18 protein-coding genes are annotated in these 15,270 nt (G+C 66.5%); 11 read left to right on the top strand and 7 right to left on the bottom strand.

Going from position 1 to position 15,270, the window contains the following annotated elements; translation table 11 throughout:
- Positions 1 to 2: 2 nt before the first annotated feature.
- Together ribD and nrdR are read right to left on the bottom strand one after the other, a co-directional pair.
- Positions 3 to 1,133: a bifunctional diaminohydroxyphosphoribosylaminopyrimidine deaminase/5-amino-6-(5-phosphoribosylamino)uracil reductase RibD gene (gene ribD, locus KSS93_RS06035; RefSeq protein ID WP_217887534.1), complete on the bottom strand. Its 1,131-nt coding sequence runs from the start codon at positions 1,131 to 1,133 to the stop codon at positions 3 to 5.
- Positions 1,134 to 1,135: 2 nt separating this feature from the next.
- A complete protein-coding gene (nrdR, locus tag KSS93_RS06030; protein ID WP_009685710.1) occupies positions 1,136 to 1,600 on the bottom strand; it encodes a transcriptional regulator NrdR in 465 nt (154 codons plus the stop codon).
- A gap of 106 nt (positions 1,601 to 1,706) precedes the next feature.
- Here nrdR and KSS93_RS06025 point away from each other — a divergent pair, with 106 nt between their 5' ends.
- The 3 genes from KSS93_RS06025 to trxA are packed head-to-tail and all read left to right on the top strand — an operon-like array spanning position 1,707 to position 3,723.
- Entirely contained in the window at positions 1,707 to 2,159 is a 453-nt protein-coding gene (locus KSS93_RS06025) for a YbaY family lipoprotein (RefSeq protein WP_217887533.1), read from the top strand.
- Entirely contained in the window at positions 2,160 to 2,819 is a 660-nt protein-coding gene (locus KSS93_RS06020) for a class I SAM-dependent methyltransferase (protein WP_217887532.1), read from the top strand.
- 31 nt (positions 2,820 to 2,850) lie between these two features.
- Positions 2,851 to 3,723, top strand: a complete 873-nt coding sequence (trxA, locus tag KSS93_RS06015; protein WP_217887531.1) for a thioredoxin — start codon at positions 2,851 to 2,853, stop codon at positions 3,721 to 3,723.
- Between the two features lie 72 nt (positions 3,724 to 3,795).
- Here trxA and KSS93_RS06010 read toward each other — a convergent pair whose 3' ends face one another.
- On the bottom strand, positions 3,796 to 4,143 hold the full coding sequence (locus tag KSS93_RS06010; RefSeq protein ID WP_217887530.1) for a hypothetical protein: 348 nt from the start codon (positions 4,141 to 4,143) through the stop codon (positions 3,796 to 3,798).
- 132 nt (positions 4,144 to 4,275) lie between these two features.
- Here KSS93_RS06010 and KSS93_RS06005 point away from each other — a divergent pair, with 132 nt between their 5' ends.
- The 5 genes from KSS93_RS06005 to KSS93_RS05985 all read left to right on the top strand — a co-directional run bounded on the left by KSS93_RS06005 (position 4,276) and on the right by KSS93_RS05985 (position 8,285).
- Positions 4,276 to 4,857, top strand: a complete 582-nt coding sequence (locus tag KSS93_RS06005) for a DUF2796 domain-containing protein (RefSeq protein ID WP_217887529.1) — start codon at positions 4,276 to 4,278, stop codon at positions 4,855 to 4,857.
- Positions 4,858 to 5,568 (top strand): ABC transporter ATP-binding protein, encoded by a 711-nt coding sequence (locus KSS93_RS06000; RefSeq protein ID WP_217887528.1) that lies wholly within the window; start codon positions 4,858 to 4,860, stop codon positions 5,566 to 5,568.
- Positions 5,568 to 6,833: an ABC transporter permease gene (locus tag KSS93_RS05995; protein ID WP_217887527.1), complete on the top strand. Its 1,266-nt coding sequence runs from the start codon at positions 5,568 to 5,570 to the stop codon at positions 6,831 to 6,833. The genes KSS93_RS06000 and KSS93_RS05995 overlap by 1 nt, the downstream gene beginning before the upstream one ends.
- Positions 6,834 to 7,012: 179 nt before the next feature.
- Positions 7,013 to 7,492, top strand: coding sequence for a DUF3299 domain-containing protein (locus KSS93_RS05990; RefSeq protein WP_217888686.1), 480 nt, complete (start codon positions 7,013 to 7,015; stop codon positions 7,490 to 7,492).
- A gap of 109 nt (positions 7,493 to 7,601) precedes the next feature.
- A complete protein-coding gene (locus KSS93_RS05985; protein WP_217887526.1) occupies positions 7,602 to 8,285 on the top strand; it encodes an OmpW/AlkL family protein in 684 nt (227 codons plus the stop codon).
- Here KSS93_RS05985 and KSS93_RS05980 read toward each other — a convergent pair.
- Positions 8,282 to 9,502 (bottom strand): MFS transporter, encoded by a 1,221-nt coding sequence (locus tag KSS93_RS05980; RefSeq protein ID WP_225917294.1) that lies wholly within the window; start codon positions 9,500 to 9,502, stop codon positions 8,282 to 8,284. The two genes, KSS93_RS05985 and KSS93_RS05980, sit on opposite strands and share 4 nt — an antisense overlap.
- Positions 9,503 to 9,603: 101 nt before the next feature.
- On the opposite strand from KSS93_RS05980, the gene KSS93_RS05975 reads away from it, so the two are divergent.
- Positions 9,604 to 10,044 carry a winged helix-turn-helix transcriptional regulator gene (locus KSS93_RS05975; protein ID WP_217887524.1) on the top strand — a complete coding sequence of 147 codons (441 nt, stop codon included), beginning with the start codon at positions 9,604 to 9,606 and terminating at the stop codon, positions 10,042 to 10,044.
- A gap of 51 nt (positions 10,045 to 10,095) precedes the next feature.
- On the opposite strand, the gene KSS93_RS05970 is transcribed toward KSS93_RS05975, so the two are convergent.
- Positions 10,096 to 11,028 (bottom strand): NAD-dependent epimerase/dehydratase family protein, encoded by a 933-nt coding sequence (locus KSS93_RS05970; protein ID WP_217887523.1) that lies wholly within the window; start codon positions 11,026 to 11,028, stop codon positions 10,096 to 10,098.
- Positions 11,021 to 11,905, bottom strand: a complete 885-nt coding sequence (locus KSS93_RS05965) for a sugar nucleotide-binding protein (protein ID WP_217887522.1) — start codon at positions 11,903 to 11,905, stop codon at positions 11,021 to 11,023. Before KSS93_RS05965 ends, KSS93_RS05970 begins: the two co-directional genes overlap by 8 nt.
- Positions 11,906 to 12,185: 280 nt before the next feature.
- On the opposite strand from KSS93_RS05965, the gene KSS93_RS05960 reads away from it, so the two are divergent.
- Positions 12,186 to 12,980, top strand: a complete 795-nt coding sequence (locus KSS93_RS05960) for a TSUP family transporter (protein ID WP_217887521.1) — start codon at positions 12,186 to 12,188, stop codon at positions 12,978 to 12,980.
- A gap of 372 nt (positions 12,981 to 13,352) precedes the next feature.
- The gene (locus tag KSS93_RS05955) at positions 13,353 to 14,192 is read left to right on the top strand and encodes an alpha/beta hydrolase (protein ID WP_217887520.1); all 840 of its coding nucleotides are present in this window, start codon (positions 13,353 to 13,355) and stop codon (positions 14,190 to 14,192) included.
- Between the two features lie 88 nt (positions 14,193 to 14,280).
- Here the strand turns inward: KSS93_RS05955 and KSS93_RS05950 are convergent, their stop codons facing one another.
- On the bottom strand, positions 14,281 to 15,093 hold the full coding sequence (locus KSS93_RS05950; RefSeq protein WP_217887519.1) for a helix-turn-helix domain-containing protein: 813 nt from the start codon (positions 15,091 to 15,093) through the stop codon (positions 14,281 to 14,283).
- Positions 15,094 to 15,270: the final 177 nt, after the last annotated feature.

The following is a 15,270-nucleotide window of genomic DNA, read 5'->3' as shown; positions in this document are numbered from 1 at the left end:
CATTATACGCCGGGGGCCGGCAGGGGGATGGCTGTGACTCGCCAGTCATCGCCGACTGCGCGCATTTCGATAATTTTCAGCCGCGGCGCTTCGCTCATGTGCGCCAGCGGCCAGTCCAGCAACGGGCGGGCAGCGGAGCCGAGGAAGGTGCCGGCGACGAACAGCTGGAACTCGTCTACCAGGCCCTGGCGGGCGAAGGCGCCGACCAGGCCGGCGCCGGCCTCCAGCAGGATTTCGTTGACGCCGCGCTCGGCCAGTACCGCCAGCAGCCTGCCCAGATCGACCTGGCCATTAGTGCCTGGCAGCACCAGCAGCTCATGGCCGGCGGCGGCGTAGCGCGGGTCATCCCCTGCCGCAGTGACCACCAGCGCAGGGCCTGCCTGGAAGAACGGCGCCTCCAGCGGCAGGCGCAGGCGCCCGTCGACCAGCACCCGCAGTGGCGGGCGGGACAGGGCCAGGGCGGTGGTGTCGGCGTCCAGGCCAAGCTCGCTGCTGCGCACGGTCATGCGGGCGTTGTCCTGCAGCACGCTGGCGGCGCTGGTCAGTACCACGCTGGAGCGGGCGCGCAGGCGCTGCACCGCCGAGCGGGCGGCGGGGCCGGTGATCCACTGGCTTTCGCCGCTGGCCATGGCGGTGCGCCCGTCCAGGCTCATGGCCAGCTTGGCGCGCACATAAGGCAGGCCGTACTCCATGCGCTTGAGAAAGCCCGGGTTGAGGGCACGGGCTTCGGCCTCGAGCACACCGCTGGCCACCTCGATGCCGGCCTGCTGCAGGCGGCGCAGGCCGTTGCCGGCCACTTGCGGGTTAGGGTCCTGCATGGCCGCCACCACCCGCGCCACCCCGGCCTTGACCAGCGCCTCGGCGCACGGCGGGGTGCGGCCATGGTGGCTGCAGGGCTCGAGGGTGACGTAAGCGCAGGCGCCGCGGGCAAGCTCGCCGGCCTGGCGCAGGGCGTGGACCTCGGCATGGGGTTCGCCGGCGCGCACGTGCCAGCCTTCGCCGACCACCTTGCCGTCACGCACGATCACGCAGCCTACGCGCGGGTTGGGGTGGGTGGTGTAGAGGCCCTTGCGGGCCAGTTCCACGGCCCGGGCCATGTAGTGGGCGTCGAGAATGGCGGCTTGGCTGGGCATGCTTACTCTTTGGCTGGCTCGCGGGCCAGGCGGTCGATTTCTTCGCGGAACTCGTCAAGGTCCTGGAAGCGCCGGTACACCGAAGCGAAGCGGATGTAGGCGACTTCATCGAGCTTGCGCAGCTCGGCCATGACCATTTCACCCACCACCAGCGACTTCACCTCGCGCTCGCCGGTGGCGCGCAGGCGGCTTTTGATATGCGCCAGCGCCGCCTCCAGCCGCTCGACGCTGACCGGGCGCTTTTCCAGCGCGCGCTGCATGCCGGCACGCAGTTTGTCTTCGTCGAAAGGCTGGCGGGTGCCGTCCTGCTTGATCAGCCGGGGCAGGACCAGTTCGGCGGTTTCGAAGGTGGTGAAGCGCTCGCCGCAGGCGACGCACTCACGGCGGCGGCGCACCTGTTCGCCCTCGGCGACCAGACGCGAGTCGATGACCTTGGTGTCGTTGGCACCGCAAAACGGACAGTGCATGGTGGCAGGCAACAAAAAAAGGGAGGGCCATGGTAGCGCATTGCACTGGCAAGACAAGCCAAAGGGGTTAACATCCATGGGAAATCTGCCCGCGAAGGATTACCCCATGCAACCTCGAGCGCTCCTCGTGCTGTGCTGCGCCGCCCTGCTCGCCGCCTGCGGCAGCGACCGCCCCAAGCCCGAAGCGGCGCCCGCGCCCAAAGCATCGCCGGTCGCGAAAAAAGCCGAACCGCTGGGCCCGCTACCGGCCTACCAGCGTGAACTCAGCGGCACCCTGCTGGAAGTGCCGGCCGGCGCCAGCGTGGAACTGGCGCTGCTGGTGATCGACGAACGCGGCCGCCCGCAACAACTGCTGGCCAGCAGCACCCTGACCGGCACCGGCCAGGCCCTGCCCTACCAGTTGCGCTTCAACCCCGAGGCCTTCCCGGCCGGCGCCCGGGTGGAGCTGCGCGGCCGCGCCAGCCAGTCCGGCCAACTGATCATGCACCTTCCGGCGCAACGTATCGCCCAGCCACAGACCCAGGCCACCGGCCCGCTGCGCTTCGAAAAGGCCCCGTAAATGCCAGTGCAAGCCCTGCAACAGGCCCTGAGCGGCCTGATCGGCGAAGCGCGGCTTACCGTCAGCGAACTGCCCGAATGCGACCTCAAGCTGTGGCTGATCGATGAACACAACATGGACCGCGCCTTCAGCAGCGAAGAAACCCGGCGCATTCTTGAAGATCCGCCCTACTGGAGCTTCTGCTGGGCCAGCGGCCTGGCCATGGCCCGCTACCTGGCGCAGCACCCCGAGTGGGTACGCGGCAAGCGCGTGCTGGACTTCGGCGCAGGCTCCGGCATTGCCGGCATCGCCGCAGCCCGGGCCGGTGCGCTGGAGGTGGTGGCCTGCGACCTCGACCCGCTGGCACTGGATGCCTGCCGCGCCAATGCCGCGCTGAACGATGTGGCACTGAACTACAGCAACGATTTTTTCGCCGAGGCCGACCGCTTCGACCTGGTTCTGGTAGCCGACGTGCTTTACGACCGCGCCAACCTGCCGCTGCTCGACCACTTCCTCAGCCGCGCCCGCCAGGCGCTGGTGGCCGACTCGCGGGTGCGCGACTTCAGCCACCCGCTGTACCGCCCGTTGGGGGTGCTCGACGCCTTGACCTTGCCAGACCTGGCCGAGCCCCACGAATTCCGCCGGGTCAGCCTGTACCACGCCAGTCGCGAGCCTTTATAGTGGTGCCATTCACGGTTTTGCGAGAGTCGTAATGAGTCAGGAAACCCCGTTTATCTTCGACGCCACCGATGCCACCTTCCAGCAACTGGTGATCGAGAACTCCTTCCACAAGCCGGTGCTGGTGGACTTCTGGGCTGAATGGTGCGCGCCGTGCAAGGCGCTGATGCCGCTGCTGGCGAAAATCGCCGAGGGCTACCAGGGCGAATTGCTGCTGGCCAAGATCAACTGCGACGTAGAGCAGCAGGTGGTGGCCCAGTTCGGCATCCGCAGCCTGCCGACCGTGGTGTTGTTCAAGGACGGCCAGCCGGTGGACGGCTTTGCCGGCGCGCAACCGGAATCGGCCATTCGCGCCATGCTCGAACCCCATGTACAGATGCCCGCCCCGCCCGCCGCCGCGCCGCTGGAGCAGGCCAAGGCGCTGTTTGCCGAGAGCCGTTTCAGCGAGGCCGAAGCGCTGCTGCAGGTGCTGCTGGGCGAAGACAACAGCAACGCCGAGGCGTTGATCCTGTACGCCCGCTGCCTGGCCGAACGCGGCGAGCTGGGTGAGGCCCAGGTGGTGCTGGACGCGGTCAAGACCGACGAGCACAAGGCCGCCCTGGCCGGTGCCAAGGCCCAGCTGACCTTCCTGCGCCAGGCCGCCAGCCTGCCGGAGGCCGCCGAGCTCAAGAGCCGCCTGGCGCAAAACCCGCAGGATGACGAGGCCAACTACCAGTTGTGCATCCAGCAACTGGCGCGCCAGCAGTACGAAGCAGCGCTGGACGGGCTGCTCAAGCTGTTCCAGCGTAACCGCGCGTACGAGAACGGTTTGCCGCAAAAAGCGCTGCTGCAGGTGTTCGAGTTGCTCGGCAACGAGCACCCGTTGGTGGGCGTTTACCGCCGTCGCCTGTCTTCGGCGATGTTCTGACGCTATCGCGGGGCAAGCCCGCTCCCACGCAGAGTCACAGCGTGGGAGCGGGCTTGCCCCGCGATGCCTGCTTCACCCCACCCAGTGATACACCGGCGCATCCACGCCGCTCTCCACCTTCACCTCACTGCTGTGGCGCAACCGCACCAGCAGCCGCTTGCCGGCAGCGGTACTGCCCGCCAACGCTTCCAGCCGGTCGAGCAACTGCGGCCCGCTCATCTGCCCTGCCGTGCGCAGCACCTCGCGCGCCGCTGCCCACTGCCCGTCATCCTGACGCGGCGCCGCGCTGGCGGTAACGGGTTGTGCGGCCTCGGCGGCCACCGGCAACACCACCTGACGGCCCAACTGCGCCCACTCATGGGGCTCCAGTTCAACGGTCAGGTCCACCGGCCAATCACCAATCTGTCCACGAATTCTCACGATGTTTTCCTTGCACGCAGGTCAATCAGGCCATGCTACCGCAACATGAAACCTGCACGGGAACGTCTGGCGGCACAAAGAAAAGTTGTTATAACATTACCAAATCATTCAAAGCCGCTTCTGGAGCCGTCCATGCGTCGTCTGCTGCTCGCCCTGCCCTTCGCCCTGCTGCCCCTGGCCGTGGCCCATGCCCACGACGACCATGACCACGATCACGCCCATGGCACCCTCGGCGCCCACGAGCATGGCGTGGCCAAGCTCAACGTGGTACTCGACGGCAACACCCTGGAGCTTGAGCTGGACAGCCCGGCGATGAACATCGTCGGCTTCGAGCACGCCGCCAGCACTGACGCCGACAAGGCCAAGGTCGCCGCCGCGCGCCAGCTGCTCGAGCAACCGCAGAAGCTGTTTGGCCTGGCCCAGGCTGCCGGCTGCAAGGATGACGCCCAGGAGCTAGAGAGCCCGCTGTTCGGCGACGCCGCCCACGCCGACGACGATGCTGACGAGCACGAACATGAGCACGGCCACCAGCACGCCGATGTGAACGCCCACTACCAGTTCACCTGCGCCACCCCAGGCAAGCTGACTCAGCTCGACCTCGGCCCGCTGTTCAAGACTTTCCCGCAAACGCAAAAGGTCAACGTGCAGTTGATCGGCCCGAATGGCCAGAAAGGCGTGGAGGCCTCTGCGGCCAAGGCCGTGGTCGCGTTCTGAATGAGCCAGGCGCTGATCGAGCTGCATGACCTGGTGTTCGCCTGGCCCGGGCAGGCGCCGCTGCTGGATATCCCGAGCTTTCGCCTGGAGGCCGGCGAGGCGCTGTTCCTCAAGGGCCCCAGCGGCAGTGGCAAGACCACCCTGCTGGGTCTGCTGGGCGGGGTCAACCGCCCGGGCCAGGGGCGTATCCAGCTGCTTGGCCAGGACCTGGCCAGCTTGAGCCAGGGCGCCCGTGACCGTTTTCGGGTCGACCATACCGGCTACATTTTCCAGCAGTTCAACCTGCTGCCGTTTTTGTCGGTACGCGAAAACGTCGAGCTGCCCTGCCGCTTCTCGAAGTCCCGTGCCGAACGCGCCAGCCAGCGTCATGGCAGCATCGACCAGGCCGCCGCACACCTGCTGGCGCACCTGGGCCTGAATGACCCCGACCTGCTGGCGCGGCGCGCCGGCAGCCTGTCAATCGGCCAGCAGCAACGGGTGGCCGCCGCCCGCGCGCTGATCGGCCAGCCGGAGCTGGTGATCGCCGACGAGCCCACCTCGGCGCTGGATGCCGACACCCGCGAAGCGTTCATCCGCCTGCTGTTCGACGAATGCCGCGCCGCCGGCTCCAGCCTGTTGTTCGTCAGCCACGACCAGAGCCTGGCACCGCTGTTCGACCGCAACCTGTCCCTGGCCGAACTCAACCGCGCCGCCAAGCCCCGGGAGGCCTGATGTACCTGCTCCGCCTTGCCCTGGCAAGCCTTGCCAACCGCCGCTTCACCGCCCTGCTGACCGCCTTTGCCATCGCCCTGTCGGTGTGCCTGCTGCTGGCTGTCGAGCGGGTACGCACCGAGGCCCGCGCCAGCTTCGCCAGCACCATCAGCGGCACCGACCTGATCGTCGGCGCCCGCTCGGGTTCGGTGAACCTGCTGCTGTATTCGGTGTTTCGCATCGGCAACGCCACCAACAACATCCGCTGGGACAGCTACCAGCACTACGCCCAGGACCCGCGGGTGAAATGGGCGATCCCCATTTCGCTGGGTGACTCGCACCGCGGCTACCGGGTAATGGGCACCACCAGCGCTTACTTCGACCACTACCAGTACGGCCGCAAGCAGCAGCTGGCGCTGAGCCAGGGCCGCCCGTTCGAAAGCGACCCGTTCGAGGTGGTGCTGGGCGCCGAGGTAGCCGAGGCGCTGCACTACAAGCTGGGCGACAAGCTGGTGCTGGCCCACGGCGTGGCCGCCATCAGCCTGGTCAAGCATGACGACAAGCCGTTCACTGTGGTCGGCGTGCTCAAGCGCACCGGCACCCCGGTGGACCGCACCCTGCACATCAGCCTGGGCGGCATGGAGGCGATCCACATTGACTGGCACAACGGCGTGCCGGCCCGCGGCGCCGGGCGCATCAGCGCCGAGCAGGCGCGCACCATGGACCTGCAACCCACGACCATCACTGCCTTCATGCTGGGCCTGAACAACAAGATCGCCACCTTCAGCCTGCAGCGCGAAATCAACGAGTACCGCAGCGAGCCATTGCTGGCGATCTTGCCCGGCGTTGCCCTGCAGGAGCTGTGGAGCCTGATGGGCACGGCTGAGCAGGCGCTGTTCGTGGTGTCGTTGTTCGTGGTGCTGACCGGGTTGATCGGCATGCTCACGGCCATCCTCACCAGCCTCAACGAGCGCCGCCGCGAAATGGCCATCTTGCGCTCGGTGGGCGCGCGGCCCTGGCATATCGGCGGGCTGCTGGTGCTCGAGGCGCTGGCCCTGGCCGTGGCCGGCATCGCTGCCGGGCTGGGCTTGCTGTATGCGGGTATCGCGCTGGCCCAGGGCTATGTGCAGGCCAACTACGGGCTGTACCTGCCGCTGGCCTGGCCGAGCGCGCACGAATGGACCTTGCTGGCTATCATCCTCGGCGCGGCGCTGCTGATGGGCAGCGTGCCGGCCTGGCGCGCCTACCGGCAGTCGCTGGCCGATGGTTTGTCGATTCATCTGTGAGGGTGTTCATGTTGCGTTGTTTCAGCTTCGCCCGCCTTCGCCGGCAAGCTTCATCGGCCCGTGCAGGAGCGGCTTTAGCCGCGAACACCAGCAACGCTGGTGTCATCCACCGCGCCGTCTGCTTCGCGGCTAAAGCCGCTCCCACAGGGGCTGCGGTGCTGGCCGCCTTGCTGTTGATCATGCCTGCTGCCTGGGCTGGCGAACCGCGCGAGCTGGACTGGCCGGCGCTGATCCCCGAGGGCGCGCCGGTGATCCCACCGCAACTGGTGCCGCTGCACGACCTGTCGCAGATCGGCAATGCGCTGGCGGCCGAGTCGGCCCCCGCCGCTCGCCAGCAAGCACCCGATGCACCGGTGGTGAAGGCGCTCAATGGCCAGCAGGTGAAGATCCCCGGCTACATCGTGCCGCTGGAGGTAAGCGAGGAAGGCCGTACCACGGAGTTCTTGCTGGTGCCCTACTACGGCGCGTGCATCCACGTGCCGCCGCCACCGTCGAACCAGATCGTGCATATTTTCAGCGAGATGGGTGTGCGCGTTGAGGACCTGTACCAGCCCTACTGGATCGAAGGCACGATGCAGGTAAAAGCCAGCAGCAGCGAGCTGGCCGATGCCGGCTACCAGATGGAAGCCGAGAAAATTTACGCGTATGAACTTCAGTAAAATCTGATTGCGCGGAATGAAACTGCTTCGTTGAGCTGGGTCAAACTTTCGGTTTAGACAGCTCCGTACCATTGGACTACTCGATTACTCACGTCCTTTGGGAGCTTCCATGAACAAGTCCTTGCTCGGCGCCTCGCTCGTTGCCCTGGCGCTCGCAGCGCCCGTTGCCCACGCCCACCAGGCGGGTGATTTCATCCTGCGCGCCGGCGCCATCACCACCGCGCCAAACGAAGACAGCGGCGAGATCAAGCTCGACGGCGCCAAGGCCTCGGGCACCAAGGCAACCCTGGACAGCGACACCCAACTGGGCCTGGCCTTCGCCTACATGCTCACCGACCACATCGGCCTGGAGCTGCTGGCCGCCACGCCGTTCCAGCACACCGTCGGCGTGAAAGGCCTCGGCCCTGGCCTGGACGGCAAGCTGGCCGACATCAAGCAACTGCCACCGACCCTGTCGCTGCAGTACTACCCGATGGAGCCGAACTCGAAGTTCCAGCCGTACGCAGGCGTGGGCATCAACTACACCCTGTTCTTCGATGAAGACCTGAGCAGCAACCGCAAGGCGCAAGGCTTCAGCAACATGAAGCTGCAGGACTCTGTCGGTATCGCCGGCCAGCTGGGCATGGACTACATGCTCACCGAGAACCTGCTGGTGAACGCCGCGGTCTGGTACGTCGACATCGACACCAAGGCCACCATCGACGGCCCGAGCGCCCTGGGCGTGGGCAAAACCAAGGTGGATGTGGAAGTAGACCCATGGGTGTACATGGTCGGTATCGGCTACAAGTTCTAAGCCCTCCCGCCAGCAGCCTGCTCCCCATGCGTGGGGGCGGGCTTGCCCCGCACTTGCTGCCAGCGCCAGCAACCCCAGGCGCCAGCACTGATTGCAGTTCCCAACGCACACACCGCCTCCCACCCCCATTGCCCGTACACCCAGCTCGCGGCCACCGCGCCCAGCCCGCTACCCAGCGAATAACAGCACATGTAGGCGCCGATCAGCCGGCTGGCCATTGCCCCGCGCCCGGCCAGTAACAGGCTCTGGTTGGTGACGTGCACCGCCTGCACCGCAAAATCCAGCAGCAATACGCCGGCCACCAGCGCCAGCAGCGAAGCGCCAGGCATCGCACTGGCCAGCCATGACAGCGTCAGCAGCGCCAATGCCCACCCCGTGGTGCGCTGGCCGCGCCCCTGGTCGGCCCAGCGGCCCGCGTGTGCGGCGGCGAGGGCGCCGGCGATGCCAGCCAAGCCGAACAGCCCGACCTGGGTCGGCCCAAGCCCATGGGGCGGGGCACTGAGCGGCAGCACCATTGCGCTCCACAGCACGCTGAACGCGGCGAATATCAACAGCGCCAACACGCCCCGCTGGCGTAACAGGCGGTCATCGCGGTACAGGCGCAAGGTCGACAGCAACAACGCCCGATACCCGTCACCGCCGGCCCGTGGCTGCGCCGCAGGCAACTGCCAGGCGAGCAGCAGGGCCATCAGCAGCGCTGCCCCCGCCGCCCCGGCATACACCCCGCGCCAGCCCAGCAGGTCGGCCACCAAGCCCGACACCAGCCGCGCCAACAGAATGCCCAGCACCACGCCGCTGGTTACCGTGCCCACCACCTGCCCCTGCCGGGCCGGCGTGGCCAGGGTGGCGGCATGGGCCACCATCACCTGCACCACCACCGCCATCAGCCCGACCATGGCCATGGCCGCCAGCAGCGCGGCCCAACCCGGGGCCAGGGCCACGGCCAGCAACGCAGCGGCGCCAAGCAGCAGTTGCGTGACGATCAGCCGCCGGCGGTCGAGCAAGTCGCCCAACGGCACGATCAACAACAGCCCCGCCGCATAGCCGGCCTGGGTGGCGCCGACGACCAGGCCCACCTGCGCCTGGGGCACGCCCAGGCTCAAGGCCATTGCGGCCAGCAGCGGCTGGGCAAGGTACACCGTGGCCACGGCCAGGGCGCAGGCAGCGGCGAGCAGGCAGGTCAGGCCGCGGCCGAGCGGTTCGGCAGTACCGGTCATGGCAACATCCTCAATCAATCTGGTTTCGAATTGAAACCACATGTTGGCTTTCTAGCAAATGTGGTTTTAATCTGCAACCAGACTACTTGCGGATACCGCCCATGCTCGATGACAACAACCTGCAATGCCCCGTGGCCCGCGCCCTTGACGTGATCGGTGATCGCTGGGCGCTGATGATCCTGCGCGATGCCTTCGACGGCGCGCGGCGCTTCAGCGAATGGCAAAAAAACCTGGGGCTGGCGAAGAACATCCTCGCCTCACGCCTGAAACTGCTGGTGGAGGCCGGGTTGCTGGCGCAGCAACCGGCCTCTGATGGCAGTGCCTACAAGGAGTATGTGCTGACAGAAAAGGGCCAGGCGCTGTTCCCGGTGGTGATCGGCTTGCGCCAGTGGGGGGAGCGATTTCTGTTCAGCGCAGGCGAGGCGCGTTCAGAGCTGGTGGATGAGCGTGGGCAGGCGCTGGCGGCCCTGCAGGTGCAGGCCATTGATGGGCGGGTGCTGCAGGCTGGGGATTGCCAGCGGCGGGTGATTCGGCATTCGTGATGGCCCGAAACCTTGCACCGGCGATGAGGCCGGTACAGGCGTCACGACACGTCAGGCCTTGCCCAGCAACCGCGCCACGCCGTCCACGAACGGCGTCGGCTCGGGGAAATCGAAGCGCGCCAGCAAGCGGCTGTTGTCGGCCCGCGAGTGGCGGATGTCGCCCGAACGCGCCGGGCCGTGGCTAACGGGGGGCAGGCTGCCGACCACCTGCTCGATAGCCTTGAGCAACTGGTTCAGCGAGGTGGCCTGGTTCAGGCCGATGTTCACCGCGCCCTCCTCCACCTGCGGCATTTCGATGGCCTGCACCATCACCTGGACCAGGTCGCCCACATAGAGGAAGTCGCGGGTCTGCTCGCCATCGCCGAACAGCATGATCGGCTGGCCGTTGAGCGCGCGCTCGGCAAAGATGCTGATCACCCCGGAATACGGCGAGGACGGGTCCTGGCGCGGGCCGAAGATGTTGAAGAAGCGGAACACCACCGGCTCCAGGCCGTGCTGGCGGCGGTAGAAGTCCAGATACTGCTCGCTGGCCAGCTTGTCCACCGCGTAAGGGGTCAGCGGCGCTTTCGGGGAGTCCTCATGGACCGACTGGCCTTCGCCGTTGTTGCCGTACACCGCCGCACTGGAGGCGAACAGCACCCGGCGCACACCGTTCAGGCGCATGGCCTCGCACAGGTTGAGGGTGCCGATGAAGTTGCTCTGGTGGGTTTTCACCGGGTCTTCGACCGAGGCCTGCACCGAGGCCACGGCGGCCAGGTGCACCACTGCCTGGCAACCTTCGGTGGCGCGCACCACCAGCGCTGCGTCGGCGACATCGCCTTCGATCAGTTGCAACCGCGGGTTGCCCAACTGCAAGTTGCTGCGCTTGCCGGTGGACAGGTCGTCGAGAATACGTACCGCGTAGCCTTTTTCCAGCAACGCATCGCACAGGTGGGAGCCGATGAAGCCGGCGCCGCCGGTGATCAGGATGGGGGCATCAGCCATGTCGGTAGAAACGGTCCAGTAGGGGCGGCAAGCCGGCGCGCCAGGCGCGTGGCTTGATGCCGAAAGTGTGAAGGATTTTCTTGCAGGCCAGCACCGCGTGCTGCGGCTCTTCGCTGGCGTCGGGGCGCGCGGCGTGGGCCTGGGCGGTGGGTTGCTGCACGGCCAACTGGTGCCACTGCGCAGCCTCGGTGAGGATCGCCTGGCCCAGCGCCAACGGCGTGGTCGCCTCGTTGCCGGCGTAGTGGTAGGTACCCCAGAGCGGCGCCTTGCAGTCGAGCTGCTTGAGCACCGAGAGGATCACCCGCGCAGCGTCATCCACCGGGGTCGGGTTGCCGCGCCGGTCATCGGCCAGCAGCAGTTCCTGGGGTTGCTCGGCGCGGGTGAGGAAACGCCCCAGCGAGCCGTCGCGGCTTTCGTCGAGCAGCCAGCCAAAGCGCAGCAGCACGTGCTGCGGGCAGGTGGCGCGCACGCTCTGCTCTATGCGCCACAGCGCCTGGCCACGCAGGCCCAGCGGCACAGGTTCGTCCTTTTCGCTGTAGGCGGTGGCCCGCGAGCCGTCGAACACCCGGTAGCTGGAGGGCTGCACCAGAACGATCTCGTGGTGCTGGCACAGTTCGGCCAACCGCTCCACCGCCCGTTCCTGCTGCGCCAGACGCGGTTCGCTGACCGACTCGGCCTGGAACCAGTCGAAGTAGTAGGCCAGATTGACCAGCGCATCCGGGCGCTGCTCGTCGAGCAGCAAGGTCAGGCTGGCCGCGTCCCAGCCGCCTTCCGGCGGGCGCGGCGCCAGGAAGGCGATGTCTTCCTCGGCCCCGAGGCGAATCAGCGCTTGCCCGAGGGCATTGCCACCACCCAACAGCATCAGGCGCATACGCATAGAGTCAGAAGGTCCGGTCTGGTCGATTGGGGAAAGGGGCATTTTGCGGTTTGTGCGGGGGGAAGTGCAACCGGGGCCGCTGTCGCTGTGTTTGCGGCCCTCTCACGCCCGGGTAATGCCTGGCACCTCTTAGGAAACTGCTGATAGCAGTGTCGGAACGGTCTGACTATTCGGCTCGCCCACATATCCCTCCAATAGCGTTCGATGCCTGGCGCCAAGGCGCCCTGTGGTGCTCAACGATGACCCGCTGCTGGTACGCGGCTGAACAGGAGATTTCACCATGCTGGAACCCGGCCTCGAGCTGCTGCTCGCCCTTGCTGCAGTCGCGCTGCTGGCAGGCTTTTTCGATGCGATCGCCGGCGGCGGTGGCTTGCTCACGTTGCCTGTGCTGTTCATTGCGGGGCTCGAGCCGGTGGCCGCGATCGCCACCAACAAGTTCCAGGCCGCCTCGGCCACGGTTTCTGCCACTGCAGCGTTTGCCCGCAAGGGCATGATCGAGTGGCGCAGCGGCCTGCCCATGGCAGCCTTGGCCTTTGTCGGTGGTGCAGCCGGGGCGTTGTCTGTCAGTTTGGTGCCGCAGGTGCTGTTGCAGGCCTGCGTGCCGGTACTGCTGATAGCGGTTGCGGCCTGGTTTGCCTTCACGCCCAAGTTGCAGGATATGCCGCGCAGGGCCCGGGTCAGCCGCAGCCTGTTCTGTCTGACGGCAGCGCCGCTGATCGGCTTTTATGATGGCATTTTCGGCCCGGGCGTCGGCTCGTTCTTCATGCTCGCCTGCGTGCTTCTGCTGGGCCAGCAGTTGATGGCTGCGGTGTGCACCAGCAAGCTGCTCAATGCGGCCTGCAACCTTGGTGCGCTGTCGGTGTTCGCGCTGGGCGGTGCGATCATCTGGCCGTTGGCGCTGGCCATGGCTGCAGCGGCCATTGTCGGGGCGCAATTGGGCGCCCGCTGCGCCGTGCGTTTCGGGCCAGGGCTGATCCGGCCTATGCTGGTGGTCGTGTGCTGTGTGATGGCGGTAAAACTGCTGGGTACGGCTGGCAATCCGTTGGGGGAGTGGTTGAAGAACGTTTTCTCCTGAGGCGTTGCGAAAAAACCGGGGGCTTGAGCACGTCACATGCAGTGTGGAGCCGAGCTCTTTGCTGCCTGTGCTGGCCTCATCGCAGGCAAGCCTGCTCTCATAGAACAAACTGCAACTCATTGATTTAACAAGGTCCCCGTGGGAAGCGGCCTTGTGTCGCGATGGGCTGCGCAGCAGCCCCAAGATCTCGGCTTCATGCAAAATTGCCGGGGCTGCTGCGCAGCCCATCGCGACACAAGGCCGCTTCCCACAGGGGCCGCAGTGCATCTGCGAGACTAGTTCTCTGCGCGACAGCGCAGCCCAAAGGGCTGGGTGATCTCCTACAGGTGCCCGCCAAATCGACTATTGATGTGCTGTTTCGGGAGAGTACGGATGGAGCTGGGCTCGGACTCCGCGCAACGCGGGCTATGGCAGTACGACGAACCCGCGCCTGGCGCGGAGCGTTTCATCGAGGAAAGCTTTGGCGGCTACCGCCAGCAGGCCCGGCTGCTGGTGCCGGGGAAGGAGCGTGCGGCGCCGGTGTTCGTGGTGGGCGGGGCGCGTTCGGACTTCACCCGGCTCAACCCCTTGCTGTACCGCCTGCAGCAACAAGGCATCGGGTCGCTGACCGGCAACCTGTCGGGGCACAGCCAGGCCGCTGAGCCTGGGGCACCGGATGCCTCGCTGGCGAGCAACCTGGCCGAAGCGCTGCGTTTTCACCGGCACCTGGATGCGCGCAGCGACACCTTGGTCGGGCATAGCCTGGGCGGAGCCATCGCCTTGAAGCTGGCGGCGCAGCGCCCGAGCGTGCGCAAGCTGGTGCTGATCTGCCCGGCGGTGTACCCGGATGCAGCGCACAGTGCGCCGTTCGGGCCGGCGTTCACGGCGGCCATTCGCAAGCCCTTCGCCTTTCTGGATTGCGACAGCTATGCCTTTTTGCGCCAGTTCCAGGGGCGGGTGCTGCTGGTGATCGGCGAGTACGACGGGCTCAACTCCAAAGTGCATGGCCAGGGCGCCGGGACCTCGGCCGGGGTGCGGCGCATGGCGGGGGTGGAGCGGTATAGCCCGATCCCTGAAGAAGTGACCCACAGCTTGCTGCGCTCGGTGCCGGCGGCGGATGTGGAATGCCTGATGCTGACCGACTGCGACCATGGGATTGCCGCGCATCTGCGCGAGCGGCCGGCGGTGGCGGACCAGGTGGCGCAGGCGGTGGGGGCGTTTATCCTGGGGTGAGGTTGATGGGCGTGGCACCGGCTGCGCCGGTGATCGCGGGCAAGCCCGCTCCTACAGGGATCGCACCAGCTTTTAGAAATTGCGCGCGCTATTCGATCTCGAACAGGCCGTTGCTGACCATGCCGGCGCTCAGGCGGTCGCGGATGTCGTCGTCGATGCGCGGGTCGTCCGGGCGGTACAGGCGCACCTGGCGGTAGGCGTTGATGCGGTTGATCTCCTCACCCAGGTACTCCCACACCACCCGGGTACACGCAGGGTTGCGCCGGTCGCCGCTGGACACGCCGGTCTTAAGGCCGTTGAGGCGGCTGATGCGGCTCTTGAAGCTGGGGATGAGCACGGTCTGGCTCATCTCGTTGAGGGTCAGCGACTCGTAGTCGATCAGGAACATGCGGTCCTGCAACTGGAACGCCGCCCCCAGGTAGCGGCAGCGCACCTCGGCGTGCACGTCGTTGGCGCTGCTGCGTTCCTGGCGCTCCTGGCGCTCGAACAGGAAGCTGCCGCGCTCCTCGCGCAGGTGCACCAGCGACACCAGGATCGAGCCCGGCACCGACATGCAGTTGGAATATTCGAAGTAGTAGCCGCAGTAGCGCGACAGGTTGCCGGCTTCCTTGTGCAGTGGCTTGAACAGCTCGCTGATCGGGTCGTTGGCTTGCCCTGGCTGCTCGCTGGGGGTACGTGCGCCGATCAGGCGGGCGAACTGCTCGGGCGGCAAACCCAGCTCGTAGTCCTCAACGCCAAAAAAGTCGCCGATGCGCTTCATGTTGTAGGCCGTCGGACGGCTTTGCCCGCTCAGGTACTTGTTGAACTGCGCCCGGTTGATCGACAGCTGCCGGCAAACCTCGGAGATAGAGCGGTAGTGGCTGCAGGCCAATTTGAGGTTGGTAGCGAAGTGATCGCCCATTATGCCGGGTTCCAGATGATGCGAGTGATGCCAGTGTAGCATCAAGTCGCACCAAAATGGAGCAACCCGCGAAATTGTAACTACGGGTGTCATCGCCAACCATGCGCGCTAACGAATAGCGGTGCGCCTGCCGTCCGCTGGTCATTCCATACGAAGAATAAGAATCGAGGTCATTTC

It is taken from the genome of Pseudomonas xanthosomatis, from assembly GCF_019139835.1.
GTDB classification, from domain to species: Bacteria; Pseudomonadota; Gammaproteobacteria; order Pseudomonadales; family Pseudomonadaceae; genus Aquipseudomonas; species Aquipseudomonas fakonensis.
The sequence above is the reverse complement of the archived record's forward strand: the minus strand, read 5'-3'. Positions and strand labels throughout refer to the sequence as shown.